The organism is Mycobacterium sp. 360MFTsu5.1 (assembly GCF_000383495.1).
Taxonomy (GTDB): Bacteria; Actinomycetota; Actinomycetes; order Mycobacteriales; family Mycobacteriaceae; genus Mycobacterium; species Mycobacterium mucogenicum_B.
The window spans coordinates 297,335-310,852 of sequence record NZ_KB911462.1 but is presented as its reverse complement, the minus strand read 5'-3'; the positions used below and the strand labels follow the sequence as shown (position 1 = coordinate 310,852).

At 67.4% G+C, this 13,518-nt stretch carries 15 protein-coding genes and 1 pseudogene; 8 read left to right on the top strand and 8 right to left on the bottom strand.

Annotated elements, in window-relative coordinates; genetic code table 11:
- Nucleotides 1-45: 45 nt before the first annotated feature.
- Nucleotides 46-795, bottom strand: a complete 750-nt coding sequence (locus H289_RS0101650; RefSeq protein ID WP_020099013.1) for an SDR family oxidoreductase — start codon at nt 793-795, stop codon at nt 46-48.
- 45 nt (nt 796-840) lie between these two features.
- Between H289_RS0101650 and H289_RS0101645 the strand changes: the two genes are divergently transcribed.
- Nucleotides 841-1,401, top strand: a complete 561-nt coding sequence (locus H289_RS0101645; RefSeq protein WP_286133517.1) for a chorismate mutase — start codon at nt 841-843, stop codon at nt 1,399-1,401.
- A 1-nt stretch (nt 1,402) separates the two neighbouring features.
- On the opposite strand, the gene H289_RS33560 is transcribed toward H289_RS0101645, so the two are convergent.
- Entirely contained in the window at nt 1,403-1,876 is a 474-nt protein-coding gene (locus H289_RS33560; protein WP_231387951.1) for a zinc finger domain-containing protein, read from the bottom strand.
- A gap of 147 nt (nt 1,877-2,023) precedes the next feature.
- Nucleotides 2,024-2,266 (bottom strand): annotated as a pseudogene (locus H289_RS33555) (DNA-formamidopyrimidine glycosylase family protein); the annotation flags it as partial.
- 40 nt (nt 2,267-2,306) lie between these two features.
- Between H289_RS33555 and H289_RS0101635 the strand changes: the two are divergent.
- The gene (locus H289_RS0101635) at nt 2,307-4,091 is read left to right on the top strand and encodes an FUSC family protein (RefSeq protein WP_020099010.1); all 1,785 of its coding nucleotides are present in this window, start codon (nt 2,307-2,309) and stop codon (nt 4,089-4,091) included.
- Between the two features lie 51 nt (nt 4,092-4,142).
- Here the strand turns inward: H289_RS0101635 and H289_RS0101630 are convergent, their stop codons facing one another.
- Nucleotides 4,143-4,538 carry a phage holin family protein gene (locus tag H289_RS0101630; protein ID WP_020099009.1) on the bottom strand — a complete coding sequence of 132 codons (396 nt, stop codon included), beginning with the start codon at nt 4,536-4,538 and terminating at the stop codon, nt 4,143-4,145.
- Complete coding sequence (cobF, locus tag H289_RS0101625; protein ID WP_020099008.1) at nt 4,535-5,281, bottom strand: precorrin-6A synthase (deacetylating); 747 nt, start codon at nt 5,279-5,281, stop codon at nt 4,535-4,537. The genes H289_RS0101630 and cobF overlap by 4 nt, the downstream gene beginning before the upstream one ends.
- Nucleotides 5,282-5,396: 115 nt before the next feature.
- On the opposite strand from cobF, the gene H289_RS0101620 reads away from it, so the two are divergent.
- Entirely contained in the window at nt 5,397-6,593 is a 1,197-nt protein-coding gene (locus H289_RS0101620; RefSeq protein ID WP_020099007.1) for a diiron oxygenase, read from the top strand.
- 59 nt (nt 6,594-6,652) lie between these two features.
- Nucleotides 6,653-7,528 (top strand): LLM class flavin-dependent oxidoreductase, encoded by an 876-nt coding sequence (locus H289_RS0101615; RefSeq protein ID WP_020099006.1) that lies wholly within the window; start codon nt 6,653-6,655, stop codon nt 7,526-7,528.
- A gap of 4 nt (nt 7,529-7,532) precedes the next feature.
- Here H289_RS0101615 and H289_RS0101610 read toward each other — a convergent pair whose 3' ends face one another.
- Both H289_RS0101610 and H289_RS0101605 read right to left on the bottom strand, forming a co-directional pair.
- Nucleotides 7,533-7,892 carry a DUF5709 domain-containing protein gene (locus H289_RS0101610; RefSeq protein WP_020099005.1) on the bottom strand — a complete coding sequence of 120 codons (360 nt, stop codon included), beginning with the start codon at nt 7,890-7,892 and terminating at the stop codon, nt 7,533-7,535.
- Between the two features lie 100 nt (nt 7,893-7,992).
- Complete coding sequence (locus tag H289_RS0101605) at nt 7,993-9,153, bottom strand: acyl-CoA dehydrogenase family protein (protein WP_020099004.1); 1,161 nt, start codon at nt 9,151-9,153, stop codon at nt 7,993-7,995.
- Between the two features lie 91 nt (nt 9,154-9,244).
- Between H289_RS0101605 and H289_RS0101600 the strand changes: the two genes are divergently transcribed.
- From H289_RS0101600 to rnhA, 4 genes are all read left to right on the top strand, one after another.
- The gene (locus H289_RS0101600) at nt 9,245-9,823 is read left to right on the top strand and encodes a TetR/AcrR family transcriptional regulator (RefSeq protein ID WP_020099003.1); all 579 of its coding nucleotides are present in this window, start codon (nt 9,245-9,247) and stop codon (nt 9,821-9,823) included.
- Entirely contained in the window at nt 9,820-10,440 is a 621-nt protein-coding gene (locus tag H289_RS0101595; protein ID WP_020099002.1) for a hypothetical protein, read from the top strand. Before H289_RS0101600 ends, H289_RS0101595 begins: the two co-directional genes overlap by 4 nt.
- 107 nt (nt 10,441-10,547) lie before the next feature.
- Nucleotides 10,548-10,727 carry a helix-hairpin-helix domain-containing protein gene (locus H289_RS0101590; RefSeq protein WP_020099001.1) on the top strand — a complete coding sequence of 60 codons (180 nt, stop codon included), beginning with the start codon at nt 10,548-10,550 and terminating at the stop codon, nt 10,725-10,727.
- Nucleotides 10,724-11,188: a ribonuclease HI gene (gene rnhA / locus H289_RS0101585; RefSeq protein WP_020099000.1), complete on the top strand. Its 465-nt coding sequence runs from the start codon at nt 10,724-10,726 to the stop codon at nt 11,186-11,188. Before H289_RS0101590 ends, rnhA begins: the two co-directional genes overlap by 4 nt.
- Before the next feature lie 45 nt (nt 11,189-11,233).
- Here the strand turns inward: rnhA and H289_RS0101580 are convergent, their stop codons facing one another.
- Nucleotides 11,234-13,474 carry an ATP-dependent DNA ligase gene (locus H289_RS0101580; protein WP_020098999.1) on the bottom strand — a complete coding sequence of 747 codons (2,241 nt, stop codon included), beginning with the start codon at nt 13,472-13,474 and terminating at the stop codon, nt 11,234-11,236.
- Between the last annotated feature and the right edge of the window lie 44 nt (nt 13,475-13,518).

Genomic DNA, 13,518 nt, shown 5'->3' with positions numbered 1-13,518 from the left:
GTGCACGATTTTCCGCGGCCGGCGCGGAAAATCGTGCACAAATCCCTAGGCGAAGTACTTGGTGAAACGCGGCGGCACCAACTTCATCACCTCGACCAGCGGCCACCACGGCCAGCCGGGGACGACGGCGCGGCCCTTCTCCTTCTCGATGGCGTCGACCATGGCTTTCACGCCGGTCTCGTTGTCGACCATGAGCATGGTCGAGTTGGACTTGGCCGTCATCTCCGACTCGATGTAGCCGGGCTCGAGGACCGTGATCTTGATGGGTCCGGACGGGTACTCCGCGCGCAGCGACTCACCCAACGACGTGACGCCGGCCTTGCTCGCGGCATACGCGGCCTTGAATCCCGGCACCCCGACGTTGCCGAGCACCGACGACACCAGGACCAGGTGGCCCCGGCCCGCGGCCTTGAACATCTCCAGCGCTGTTTCGATCTGCACCAGTGCCGCAACGAGATTCGTCTCGATGGTCGCCTTGTTCGCCCACAGCTTGCCGCCGCCCAGCGGGTAGCCCTTGCCGATGCCGGCGTTGACGATGACGCAGTCGATACCGCCCAACTGATCGGACAACTCCTCGAACACCTTGGGCACCTGGTCGTGGTCGTTGACGTCCAGCGCCGCGATGGCCACGGTCACCCCGGGGTACTGCGCCGTCAGTTCGGCCTTCAGTTCTTCGAGGTTGTCCAGCCGGCGGGCACACAGCGCGAGGTCGCGGCCCTTGGCGGCGAACTGCCGGGCCATACCGGCGCCCAGGCCCGAGCTCGCGCCGGTGATGAGGATTTTCTGCCGAGTCATGCCTGCAGCGTAACCAACTCGACACCTGTCAAGAAAGGTCGGATGATGCAGGATCGAAGGATGAAGCTCGCCGCCCTGCTGGTCGCCGTCGTGGGCATGACGTCGGTGCCCCTCGCCCACGCCGACGACGATCCACTGTTCCGGTTGGTCGACACCGCCGCCCAGCGGCTGCAGACCGCCGATCCGGTGGCCGCGGTCAAGTGGATCAACGGCGGCTCGATCGAGGACCCGGCACGGGTGGAGCAGGTGCTGAAGGCCGTCGGCGCCCAGGCCACCGCGTCGGGTACCGACCCGGAGTTCGTGCAGAAGGTGTTCACCGACCAGATTCACGCCACCGAGGGCATCGAATACCTACGGTTCAGCCAGTGGAAGTTCGATCCGGCCGCGGCGCCGACCACCGCCCCGGATCTGTCCGAATCACGCACGGCGATAGACGGTTTCAACCACACCATGGTCGCCGAGCTGGCCGCACAGCAGGGCATCCTGCACGGTCCGGGCTGCGCCGCCGCGGTCGATACTGCCCGCACACAAGTCACCATGAACCGGCAACTCGACCCGCTGTACCAGCAGGCGCTGGTGGCAGCGACCAAGAACTACTGCAGCTGAATCACTTGAGCAGCTTGGACATCCGGCGGTCGGCCAGCACCTTGCCGCCGGTCTGGCACGTCGCGCAGTACTGAAAAGACTTGTCCGCGAAGGACACTTCCCGGACCGTGTCACCGCACACCGGGCACGGCAGCCCCGTGCGGGCATGGACCCGCAGCCCAGAGCGCTTCTCCCCCTTGAGGGTTGCCGCCCCCTGCCCGACCGATCGGGTCACGGCATCGGTCAGCACCGAGATCATCGCGTCGTGCAGCGCACTCAGTTGTTCGGCCGTCAGCTTGCCCGCGGTCGCGAACGGCGACAGTTTGGCCACGTGCAGGATTTCGTCGCTGTAAGCGTTGCCGATCCCGGCGATCACCCGCTGATCGGTGATGACGTTCTTGATCCGGCCGGTGTTGCCGGCCAGCACCGCGCCCAATTCCGCCGGCCCGAGTGACAGCGCGTCCGGACCCAACGTGGCGATCTGCGGCACGGCCAGCGGGTCGTTCACCAGCCAGACCGCCAGCCGCTTCTGGGTTCCCGCCTCGGTGAGGTCGAAACCCGGTGCCTCACCCGGTTTTCCGAGATGCACCCGCAGCGCGATCGGCCCTTTGCCTGGTTTCAGAGGCGCGGCCGCCAGCTTCTCCGACCAGCGCAGCCACCCCGCCCGCGACAGGTGGGTGATCAGGTGCAGGTCGCCGACCTGCAGCCCGAGGTACTTGCCCCAGCGGTTGGCACCCGTCACCTCCACGCCGTACAACGCGGTCGGTGGCGGGTCGAAGGTTTTGAGCACCGAGAAGGCGGAGACATCGATGCGGCCCACCGGCAGACCGACCGCATGACGACGCAGGTGATCGGCGAGCGCCTCGACCTCGGGAAGTTCCGGCATGGGTTCAGGCTAGCGACTGGATGTACCGCATGCTGTACACATGGCAGACCGCTCGGCACCCGCCCCGGCCACCAATCCACTGCGACGCATCCTGGTCATGAATACTGTGCCGCGCCGCTGGCCGTTCGCGCTCCGGGCCTCGATCTGCATGGTGGTGCCGATTCTCGCCGGGTGGGCAGCCGGCGATGTGTCGGCCGGGCTGATCGCCACCATCGGTGGATTCACGTCGCTGTACGGCAGCGGGCGCCCGTATCTCAACCGCGCGATGTATCTCGGCGCCATCGCCGTCTCGTTCGCGGTGGTCGTGGCGCTCGGCGACTGGGCGGCGGCAACCCCGTGGTCGGCGGTGCTGGCGGTGACCGTGATCGCGATGGTTGCCGTCCTGATCTGCCAGGCCCTGTCGGTCGGACCGCCCGGTGCCTACATGCCGGTGCTGGCGTGCGCGGCTGCCGTCGGGATCGCGGCCGAGCACCTCAGCCCGTGGCGGCTGGGCGCGCTGGTGCTGGCCGGCGGCGCGTTCGCCTGGGTGGTGCACATGGCCGGGGTACTGGTCCGTCCGCGCGCGCCGGAACGCGCCGCGGTCGCCGCTGCCGCCGAAGCGGTGGCCACCTACATCGAGACCTCATCACCCGACGCGCGGCACCGCGCCGCGCAGCTGCTGCACGAAGCGTGGATCACGCTCGTCACGTTCCAGCCCGTCCACCCCAAGCCCGATGACGCCCTCTATCGGCTGCGGATGACGAACCGCCGGCTGCACGTGTTGTTCGCCGAAGCCATGGCGGCCGCCGACCGCGGCCAACCACTGTCCGTCGACGACGCCGCGCGGGCCCGGCAGCTGGGCACGGTGCCCGACGACATCGGCGGCAGTTTCGAGGGCCTGATCCCGCTGGGACGGCCGTCCGTCGCGACGCTGCTGCGCCGTGCGGTGACGCCGGGGTCTCCCGCCCTGACCGCGGCACTGCGCACCGCGGTCGCCGTCGCGATCGCCGGCACCGTCGCCGTCGGTCTGAACATCGACCACGCGTACTGGGCCATGGCGGCGGCGGTGCTGATGCTGCATCAAGGCTTCGATTGGCGGCGCACCGTACAACGCGGCATCGAACGCACCCTGGGCACCTGGCTCGGCCTGGTGCTGGCGGGCGGTGTCCTGATCGCCGCGCCGGGCGGACCGTGGCTCGCCCTGATCGTCGGCACGCTGCAGTTCGTCATCGAGATGTTCGTGGTGCGTAACTACACCGTCGCGGTCATCTTCATCACGCCCGCGGCCTTGACCATCGCGTCGGGCGGACACCACATCGCCGACGTCCCCGCCATGCTGCTCGCCCGCGGCATCGACACCGTGATCGGTTGCGCGGTGGCACTTCTGGTGTTGTGGGTGACGCGACGCGGCCATCCCGCGGCGCGCCCCGCCGAGTCGATCGCGGCCACGCTGGATGCGGTCGCGGTCGTGGTCGGCCATCTGGCCGCAGGTCAGGTGACCACCGATCAGGCCCGCAACGACCGTCGCGACCTGCAGCTCCGCGCGATGGCCATGCTTCCGGTCTACGACACCGCCATCGGCGGTTCACCCCGGAGCCGCGTTGCGGCAGAACGGCTTTGGCCGACCATCGTCGCGACCGAGCAGCTCGCATACCGGACGCTCGCCGCGGGCTGGGCCACCGAGCGATCCGAAGCGCCGATCACCCCGGACGCCGCCGCACAGCTGACCGCGACGCTCGCCGACCTGGCCGACTCGGTCCGCGCCGGACGCCCGGCAGCCGAGATCACCGAGCCACCGGCGTTCGGCGCCAACGAGTTACGCGCGATCCAGGCGTCGCTGACGTAGGGATTTGTGCACGATTTTCCGCGCCGACCGCGGAAAATCGTGCACAAATCCCTAGCTCTCGACGGCGCGCTGCACCAGACCCAGCGCCCAGCCGACGATCGACAGCAGGATCGCCGCCCAGATCGCGGTGAACCAGAACTGGTCGATGCCCAGGCCCCAGTGCGTGGTGTTCTCGGTGATCCACGAGGTGATCCACAGCATCCAGGCGTTGATGACGATGTGGATCAGGCCGAGGGTGAGGATGTACAGCGGGATCGCGAACAGCTGCACGATCGGCTTGATGATGGCGTTGACCAACCCGAAGACGAACGCCACCACCAAGATGATGCCGAGGCGTTCGAGTTGGCCGGCGCCCACGGGGAAGACGAAATAGATCCCCGACACCATGCGCGTGACCAACCACAACGCCAGGCCGGTCACGCAGGCCCGCAGCAGCAACGATTTCATGCTGTCGATTCTGCCCGCAGCAGATAGGTGTCCATGATCCAGCCATGCCGCGTCCGGGCCTCGGCGCGCTCCCGGGCGATCCGTTCCCCGACCTCGCCGACGGTGCCGGCGATGAGCATCTCGTCGGGCGTGCCGAGGTAGGCGCCCCACCAAATCCGGGTCTGCGGTGGGCATTCCAGGAACGAGCACTCGCCGTCGAGCATCACCACCGCGGCGCCGGCCAGCCCGTGCTCACGCAGCTGACGCCCCGTCGTGATCAGCACCGGCTCGCCAATGTCGTTGAGCGGGATGCGATGTCGAGCCGTGAGAGCCTGGATGGCCGTGATGCCGGGGATGACGTCGAACTCGAACTCGACGTGTTCGGCGACGCGGTCCAGGATGCGCAGCGTGCTGTCGTAGAGCGACGGGTCGCCCCACGCGAGGAAGGCGCCGACGCCGTCGGGCCCCAGTTCGGTCTCGATGGCCTCCGCCCACAGCCGCGCTCGTGCGGCGTGCCATTCGGCCACCGCTTCGTGGTACTCACGATCTTTGGCCCTCACCGGATCCGGCAGCGCCACGAACCGGTAGGCCGGGTCTTCGATGAAACGCTCACAGATCAGCCGGCGCAGCGCGACGAGGTCGTCCTTGGTGTCGCCTTTGTCCATCGCGAAGAACACCTGCGTGTCGTTGAGCGCCGCGACGGCTTGAGCGGTGACGTAGTCCGGGTCGCCGGCACCGATACCGATGACGTGGATTGTGCGCATCCGCGAAGGCTAGCGGCCCGCGACGGCCCAACTTTTATCCAGTACCGCAGGTATTGACTACCTCTGGTATCGGACGTAGCTTCGGATTACAGACACTTTCGAAGGGATGTCAACGATGACAGCTTCGGTCAAAGGCCAGACGACGCGCGCGGAATTCGCCGAACGCCTGCTCAAAGGCTCGGTGCGCAAGTCTTACGCGCCGATCGTCGACATCGACTGGGACGCGCCGATCGACCCGGACAAGTACTTCCTGCCACCGAAAGTGGTGTCGCTGTACGGCACCCCGCTCTGGGAGTCGATGAGCCGGGCCGAGCAGATCGAGCTGTCCCGCCAGGAACTGGTCAACACCCTGTCGGCGGGCATCTGGTTCGAGAACATCCTCAACCAGGCCCTGCTGCGCAAGGCGATGCATCAGGACCCGACCGCGAGCGCCACCCACTACGAGCTGACCGAACTCGGCGACGAAACCCGCCACATGGTGATGTTCGGCAAAGCCATCGAGAAGGTGGGCGCCGACCCCGTACGGCCCAAGTGGTATCAGCGCACCATCATCAACATGCTGCCGTTCGCCTTCCAGGGCTCGGTGCTCTGGGTGGCGGCGCTCATCGGCGAGGAGATCTTCGATTCGCTGCAACGCCAGATGATGGACGATCCCGAGCTGCAGCCCATGGTGCAGCGGCTCATGCGAATCCACGTCACGGAAGAGGCCCGGCACATCCAGTTCGCCCGCGACGGCCTGCGCAAGCGCGCGCCGGAGATGTCGTGGCCCAAGCGCTTCTGGATCGGCAACCTCAACGGTGTCGGCGGCCTGTTCTTCCGGTTCCTGTTCACCAACAAGGTGCAGTACCGCCGCGTCGGACTGGACGCGCGGGCCGCGCGCCGGATGGCGCGGACGTCGCCGCACCGGATCGAGACACAGATCGCCGGGTTCGCGCCGCTCGCGTCGTTCCTGGAGGAAGTTGGACTCCTCGGCCCCATCGCACGGCGGATGTGGCGGCGGAGCGGGTTCCTGCCCGGAGGTCCGGTGGCGCCTGCGGCGCGGGCGGAGATCGCCGAGGCCGAAGACCTGTACGACGGACCCGCCACCATCGACGGCCGCGACGTCCGGGTCCGGCTGGCCGGACACCTCGATCCGATCGACGGCCAGTACCACTGGCGTGGAACGGTTTTCGAGACGCTCGACGAACTGCCCCGCACTGCCGTCACCGTGGCGGTGGGCGAACGCACCGCGACGGCACGCGTCACCGAGCGCAGCCAGCAGGGCGGCTACGCCATCAGCGGCACCGGCTTGCCGCCGTTCCCGCTGAACTGACGACCACTGAATGGGCCGTACCCGGTCCATGAAACTAGAACACGTTCTAGTATCGCTTCATGAGGTTCACCTACGCCGAAGCGATGACCGATCCGAAGTACTACATCCCGCTGGCCAAGGCGGCCGACGAGGCCGGCTACCACGCGATGACCATCCCGGACAGCATCGCGTACCCGTTCGAGTCCGACTCGTCGTACCCGTACACCGCCGACGGCAGCCGCGAGTTCCTCGACGGCAAGTCGTTCATCGAGTCGTTCTCGTTGATCGGGGCCCTGTCGGCCGTCACGACCAAGCTGCACTTCAACATCTTCGTGCTGAAGCTGCCCATCCGGCCGCCGGCCTTGGTGGCCAAGCAGGCCGGGTCCCTGGCCGCACTCTTCGACAACCGCCTGGGCCTGGGCGTCGGCACCAGCCCGTGGCCGGAAGACTACGAGGTCATGGGCGTGCCATTCGCCCGCCGCGGCAAGCGCATGGACGAGTGCATCGACGTCATCCGCGGCCTGACGCAGGGCGACTACTTCGAGTACCACGGCGAGTTCTACGACATCCCCAAGACCAAGATGACGCCCGCGCCGACCAAGCCGGTGCCGATCCTCGTCGGTGGTCACGCCGATGCCGCGCTCAAGCGTGCCGCCCGCAACGACGGCTGGATGCACGGTGGCGGCGACCCGGCCGACCTCGACCCGCTGCTCAAGAAGCTCGCGCAGTACCGGGAATCCGAGGAGCGCATCGGGCTGTGCGACGAGTTCCAGATTCACGTGATCTCGATCGACGGCTTCACTGTCGACGGCGTGAAGCGCCTGGAAGACAAGGGCGTCACCGACGTCATCGTCGGCTTCCGCGTGCCCTACATCATGGGCGAGGACACCCAGCCGCTCGACGAGAAGATCAAGCACCTGGAGATGTTCGCCGAGAACGTCATCGCCAAGGTCTGAGCGGCTATTCGTCGATGACGTGGACCGCGGCCTCCTCGGCGGAGGCCGCGCTCCCGTCGATGCCGACGTCCCCGGCGAGCAGCTCACCGTCCTGCTCGCCGGCCACGAGCCGACCGGACCGCTGGTCACCGACCTCGTCGTCGCCCCACTGCTCGTCGGGATCGTCAACATCGTCAAGCTGCAGTGCCGGGTCCGGCTCTTCCTCGGCGAGCAGTTCATCGAGGGTCTCGTCATCCCGGGGCTCGCGCCACTCGTCCGGCGGCGAGTAGCCCTCGTCCAGCAGGTCGTCGACGCCGCGGTCGATCAGCATGTCCTCCTGCGTCAGCTGATCGTCATCCTCGTCGGTGTAATCGCCTGAGCTCATGGCCCCAGAATGCCACCGAACGGCCCCTTTCGCGAGCAGACACAAATGTCCCCGACACGGCGAGGTGTCGGGGACATTTGTGTCTGCTCGCGGAACGGGATCACAGCGTGCGGCTGATGATCTCCTTCATGATTTCGCTTGTGCCGCCGTAGATCTTGTTGACGCGCGCCGCCGCGTAGGCCCGGCCGATCGGGTACTCCATCATGTACCCGTACCCGCCGAAGAACTGCACACAACGGTCGACGACGGCCACGGCCCGGTCGGCGGCGATCAGCTTGCCCATGGACGCGATCGCCGGATCGTTGTCGCCGTCGATCAGGGCCTGCACGCAGTAGTCCACGGTGGTCTTGATGGACAGCACCTCGGCCTTGAGCTCGGCGAGCTGGAATCGGTTGTGCTGGAAGTTGATCAGCGGTTTGCCGAAGGCCTCGCGCTGCTTGGTGTACTTGATGGCCTCCAGTACCGCGGCCTCGGCCATGCCGGCGCAGATCGAGCCGATGACGAGCCGCTCGCGCGCCAGCTGCGACATCAGCTGGTAGAAGCCCAGGCCTTCCTGCTCACCGAGCAGGTTGGTGACGGGCACGCGCATGTCGGTGAAGAACAGCTCGCGGGTGTCCTGGCCGTGCTGACCGACCTTCTCCAGCACCCGGCCGCGCTCGAAGCCCGGCAGGTCGTTGACCTCGGCGACGATCAGAGACACCCCGGCCGCCCCCTGAGTGGGATCGGTCTTGGCGACGATCACCACCATGTCGCACAGAGATCCGTTGGAGATGAATGTCTTTGAGCCGTTGATGACGTAGTGGTCACCATCACGGATGGCGGTGGTGCGGACGGCCTGCAGGTCCGAACCGGTGCCCGGCTCGGTCATCGCGATGGCCAGCACCGTCTCGCCGCTGATGATCTTCGGCATCCAGCGGGCCTTCTGCTCCGCGTTGCCGTAGGTGTCGATGTAGTGCGCCACGATCGGCGAGTGCACCGACCAGCCCGAGGCCGAATCATGGGCCAGCGCAAACTCTTCGGCCACCACGGCCGAGAACCCGAAGTCGCCGCCCGCACCGCCGTACTCCTCGGGCAGGTCCAGGCCCAGCAGGCCGGCGTCGCCGAGCTTGTTCCAGAACTCGCGGTCGACCTGGTGGTTCTTGGCCCACCGCTCCTGGTTGGGCGTGGCCTCCTTGGCGAGGAACGCCGCCGCGTGCTGCCGCAGCTCGCGGTGCTGATCGGTCTCCCAGCTGGCCCGGTACTTCGGGAAAAGCTCTGACATTGGTCCACCTCGCTAGATTTCGCGCTATACAACTGTATAGGCCCCTGTTCATGTGTACAGTACATTGATCTGGTTGCCGACGGGAGGTCTGATGGTTGATCCGAGGGCAACTGTCGACGACCTGACAGCCAAGGCACGCATCCGCAACACCGCGCTGGACCTGTACGCCAAGCATGGCGAAGACCGAATCTCGTTGCGCGCCATCGCCGCCGAGGCCGGCGTCGCGGTCGGCCTGGTGCAGCACCACTTCAAGACCAAGGCAGGCCTGCGGAACGCAGTGGACCAGCTGGTGGTCGACTACTTCGCGGGCGCCCTGGCCGAGGTGCCCGAAGACGCCTCCACCGCAGTGCGCGACGCCGCCGTCCGCGACATGCTGCGGGCCAATCCGGCGGTGGTCGACTACGTGCGCCGCGCCCTGCTGCAACCGAACGTCGCCGACAGCCACCTGGTCGACGTCATCGTCGACCTGACGCAGCGCGAGGTCCGAGCGGCCCGCAAGACCGGTCGCGCCTCGACCACCCGCCGCGAGAACACCCAGGTCGTCGCCGTGCTGGCCCGGCAGATGGGCGAACTACTGTTGGCGCCCATGGTCGATGCGGTGTGGGCACGGGTGGCGCCGGATACGAAGCCGCCGCGGCTTCGGGTGACGGTCGACGAGGCCGGCCAATGACCGTCACCGTCGATGAGTTCGAGGTCGCGGACACCGCCGACGCGTGGACCGCGGCCGGCTTCACCGTCGACCCCGACGACGCGTGCCGGATCGGCGGCGTCCGGGTTCGCCTGGTCGGACGCGAGCGCGGCACGGGCATCGTCGGATGGGCACTGCGCGGCGTGCCGTCCGACCAGCCGCTCGACGGCATCCCCACCACCTCATCGGACGCGCCGCCGCCGACGCCTGCCGAGCATGCCAACGGCGCCGTATCGGTCGACCACGTCGTGCTGCTGTCCCCCGATCTGAAGCGGACCGTCGCGACGCTGGCGGCCGTCGATGTCCACCCGCGCCGGGAACGGGACGGCCGACTCGGCGGCCGGCCGATGCGGCAGATCTTCTTCCGGCTGGGTGAGGTGATCCTCGAAGTCGTCGGCTCGCCCAACGCCACGGGAGACGGCCCGTCCGCGTTGTGGGGGCTGACGTACGTCGTGCAGGACATCGACGCGACCGCCGCGTTCTTCGGCGACCGCACCGCGCCGGTCAAACCGGCGGTGCAACCCGGACGCCGGATCACCACGCTGCGACATCAGGAATTCGGGATGTCGGTCCGCACGGCGATGATCTCCGGGCACTGAGCGCCGACGCAATGTCCTTCTGAGCGCGCCGATAAACGTATATGCGGTTAGCGACGCGCTCAGCCTGACGTTGTGATCGAGCCGGCCCGGGACGCTAACCTCACTCCATGACCGACCGCGGCCCCGTCTTCGACGGCATCTCGATCGGCCGACCCGCTACCGGCGCACTCATCGACGCCGGTTACCACTCTGTCGCGGACCTGCCGGCTGATCTCAATGAGCTTCTCGCCCTGCATGGTGTCGGACCGAAGGCTGTACGACTGCTCCAGGAGGCACGCCAGTCATGAGCGACGACGTCGTGGTCATCCACACCGACGGCGGCTGCCGTCCCAACCCCGGCCCCGGCGGCTGGGGCGCCGTGCTGCGCATGCGCCATCACGTGCGCGAAATGTTCGGTGGCGAGGCCGGTGAAACCAGCAACAACCGCATGGAGCTGACGGCACCCATCATGGCGCTCGAAGCACTGACGCGGCCCGTCGTCGTGCACCTGCACACCGACAGCACCTACGTCCGCAACGGCATCACCAAATGGGTCCACGGCTGGGAACGCAACGGGTGGATGACGGCGGCGAAGCAGCCGGTGAAGAACGTGGATCTGTGGAAGCGGCTGCAGGCCGCCTGCGCACGGCATGAGGTCGAGTGGTTCTGGGTGAAGGGGCATGCCGGCGTCGCCGACAACGAATTGGCCGACCAGCTGGCGACCCGCGGCCTCGAAGAGGCTGTCGCCGGCGCACTCTGCCGACCGTGATTTGTGCACGAAAATCCGCGGTGGGCGCGGAAAATCGTGCACAAATCACTCCCAGGTGACCTCCCCCGGCGTCTTGTCCGGGCGGAGGCCACGCCAACTGGGCTGGCGCAGGCGGTTGTCGGACGTGCGCTCGCTGTAGCGCACCTCACCCACGAGCTCGGGCCGCGCGTACGTCACGCCTTTGGCATCGAGCGTGGAAAGCGGTGCGGTAAAGGGCGATTCGCGGGTCTCGAGCGGCTTGAGCATCGCCTTCAGATCAGCCAGCATCTTGTCGGTGAACCCGGTACCCACGCGGCCGACGAACTGCAGGCCGTCGCCCTCGGGAACCCCGACCAGCAGCGCACCGATGCCGCTGGTGCGGCCGCCCTCCCCGGCACGCCAGCCGCCGATCACCACTTCCTGTGTGCGCCAGAACTTGTCCTTCACCCAGGCCTCCGACCGCCCGGGCCGGTATCCGGAATCCCACTTCTTCGCGACCACCCCTTCGAAGCCGCGCTCGTCCGCGAACTTCAGAGGGCTCTCCGCGGGCAACAGCGGCGGCACCGTCAGCGCACCGTCAGAGGCCAGGGTTTCCAACAGTTTTCGCCGATCCCGGTACTTTGCGCGAGTCAGGTCGCGTCCGTCGAGGGACAGGATGTCGAAGCACCAGAATTCGATGTGACTGCCGGAGCCGCGGTTCTGCATGGCCTGAAAACTGGGTACGCCGTCCTGCAAGGCCACCACCTCGCCGTCCAGGATCACGTGGTGATCGGCGAGATCGGCTGCCACCGACTGCAATTGCGGAAACTCCCCCGTGACGTCGCGGCCGCTGCGGGCGGTGAGCCGGATTCGGCCGTGGTCGGCGTCGACCAGCAGCCGATAGCCGTCCCACTTTCCCTCGAATGCCCAGTGCTCCGGAGACAGTCGATCCACCGAGCCGTGCGTGGCCAGCATGGGTTGCAGCCGTTGCTCTTTCATCCGGCGCACCAGCCAGTTCTTACCTTCGGTCTGGATCAGCACGTACCGCCCGGAAACCCGGTTGCCGTGGAGGTTGACGATCACCTCGCCGTTTTCGCCTGAATCCCGGAACTTTTCGGTGTCGTAGGTGCCCGAGTCCCAGATCGTGACGTGCCCGCCGCCGTATTCGCCCTTGGGGATGTCGCCTTCGAAGGTGGCGTATTCCAGCGGGTGGTCTTCGGTGTGCACCGCCAGGTGGTTGACGGTCGAGGTGTCCGGAAGGTTTTTCGGGACAGCCCAACTGACCAGTACGCCGTCGCGTTCCAGCCGGAAGTCGTAGTGCAACCGGCGGGCGTGATGCTCTTGGATGACGAAGCGGTTGTTGAGCCCCGACGCGGGCCGGGCCGCCGGCACCGGCTCCGGCGTCCGGCCTGGGTCCCGCATGCTGCGGTAGGTGGTGAGCCGATCGGCCACCGGCGCGTCGCCATCCATGTCCGCGAGCAGGTCGCCGTCGCGAGCCAACCGGGCCAGCACCTCGTCGAACCGCAGCTGGCGCAACTCCGGATCGTCGAGTTCTTCCCAGGTGCGCGGCGCAGCCACCGTCGGCTCGTCGCGGCCGCGCAAGGAATACGGTGCCACCGTCGTCTTGGCGGAGGAGTTCTGGCTCCAGTCCAGGAACACCTTGCCGGCCCGCAGACTGCGGGTCATGGTCGCGGTGACCAGCCCGCCCATCGATGATTCGAGTTGCTGGGCAACACGTTTGGCCACAGCCGACGCGCCGCGGGAGCTGACGGGCGAGGCCAGCGGCACATAGAGATGCAAACCCTTGCTGCCGCTGGTCACCGGATGGGCCTCCAGGTCCATCCCGGCGACGAGTTCGCGGACGGCACGCGCCACCTCGCACAGCTGCGCCATGGTGACGCCCTCGCCGGGATCCAGGTCGAACACGATGCGTGTCGCGGGTCCCTGAGCGGGTACATCGCCCGGCCCGCCGCCCGCACCGACGAAGCGCCATTGCGGCACATGCACTTCCAACGACGCCTGCTGGGCGATCCAGGCGAGCCCCTCGGGGGTGTCGATGATCGGGTAGACGGTGGTCCCGCTGCGATGCGTGATGGCGCCGCGTTCCAGCCACTCCGGTGCCGACGAGGCCAGCTGCTTCTCGAAGAACGGCTGCTGCGCAACACCATTGGGCCACCGTTTGCGGGTCACGGGACGACCCGCGATGTGCGGCAACATCGCGCCGGCGACGGCGAGGTAATAGTCGAAAACGTCGGCTTTGGTGGTGCCGGTCGCCGGATAGAGCACCTTGTCGGGGTTGGTCAGCCGCACCCGCCCGAATTGCTCCACACCCCAAGTATCCAAGCCGCGGCGCGATCATGGGCCATACTGGG

What these genes read in the sequence shown, in the direction of transcription:
- H289_RS0101615 (WP_020099006.1), top strand. Translation starts at nt 6,653, where the DNA reads ATGAGGTTCACCTACGCCGAAGCGATGACCGATCCGAAGTACTACATC.
- H289_RS0101605 (WP_020099004.1), bottom strand. Translation starts at nt 9,153, where the DNA reads ATGTCAGAGCTTTTCCCGAAGTACCGGGCCAGCTGGGAGACCGATCAG.
- H289_RS0101600 (WP_020099003.1), top strand. Translation starts at nt 9,245, where the DNA reads ATGGTTGATCCGAGGGCAACTGTCGACGACCTGACAGCCAAGGCACGC.
- cobF (WP_020099008.1), bottom strand. Translation starts at nt 5,281, where the DNA reads ATGCGCACAATCCACGTCATCGGTATCGGTGCCGGCGACCCGGACTAC.
- H289_RS0101610 (WP_020099005.1), bottom strand. Translation starts at nt 7,892, where the DNA reads ATGAGCTCAGGCGATTACACCGACGAGGATGACGATCAGCTGACGCAG.
- H289_RS0101635 (WP_020099010.1), top strand. Translation starts at nt 2,307, where the DNA reads ATGGCAGACCGCTCGGCACCCGCCCCGGCCACCAATCCACTGCGACGC.
- H289_RS0101650 (WP_020099013.1), bottom strand. Translation starts at nt 795, where the DNA reads ATGACTCGGCAGAAAATCCTCATCACCGGCGCGAGCTCGGGCCTGGGC.
- H289_RS0101590 (WP_020099001.1), top strand. Translation starts at nt 10,548, where the DNA reads ATGACCGACCGCGGCCCCGTCTTCGACGGCATCTCGATCGGCCGACCC.
- H289_RS0101630 (WP_020099009.1), bottom strand. Translation starts at nt 4,538, where the DNA reads ATGAAATCGTTGCTGCTGCGGGCCTGCGTGACCGGCCTGGCGTTGTGG.
- H289_RS0101645 (WP_286133517.1), top strand. Translation starts at nt 841, where the DNA reads ATGCAGGATCGAAGGATGAAGCTCGCCGCCCTGCTGGTCGCCGTCGTG.
- rnhA (WP_020099000.1), top strand. Translation starts at nt 10,724, where the DNA reads ATGAGCGACGACGTCGTGGTCATCCACACCGACGGCGGCTGCCGTCCC.
- H289_RS0101620 (WP_020099007.1), top strand. Translation starts at nt 5,397, where the DNA reads ATGACAGCTTCGGTCAAAGGCCAGACGACGCGCGCGGAATTCGCCGAA.
- H289_RS0101595 (WP_020099002.1), top strand. Translation starts at nt 9,820, where the DNA reads ATGACCGTCACCGTCGATGAGTTCGAGGTCGCGGACACCGCCGACGCG.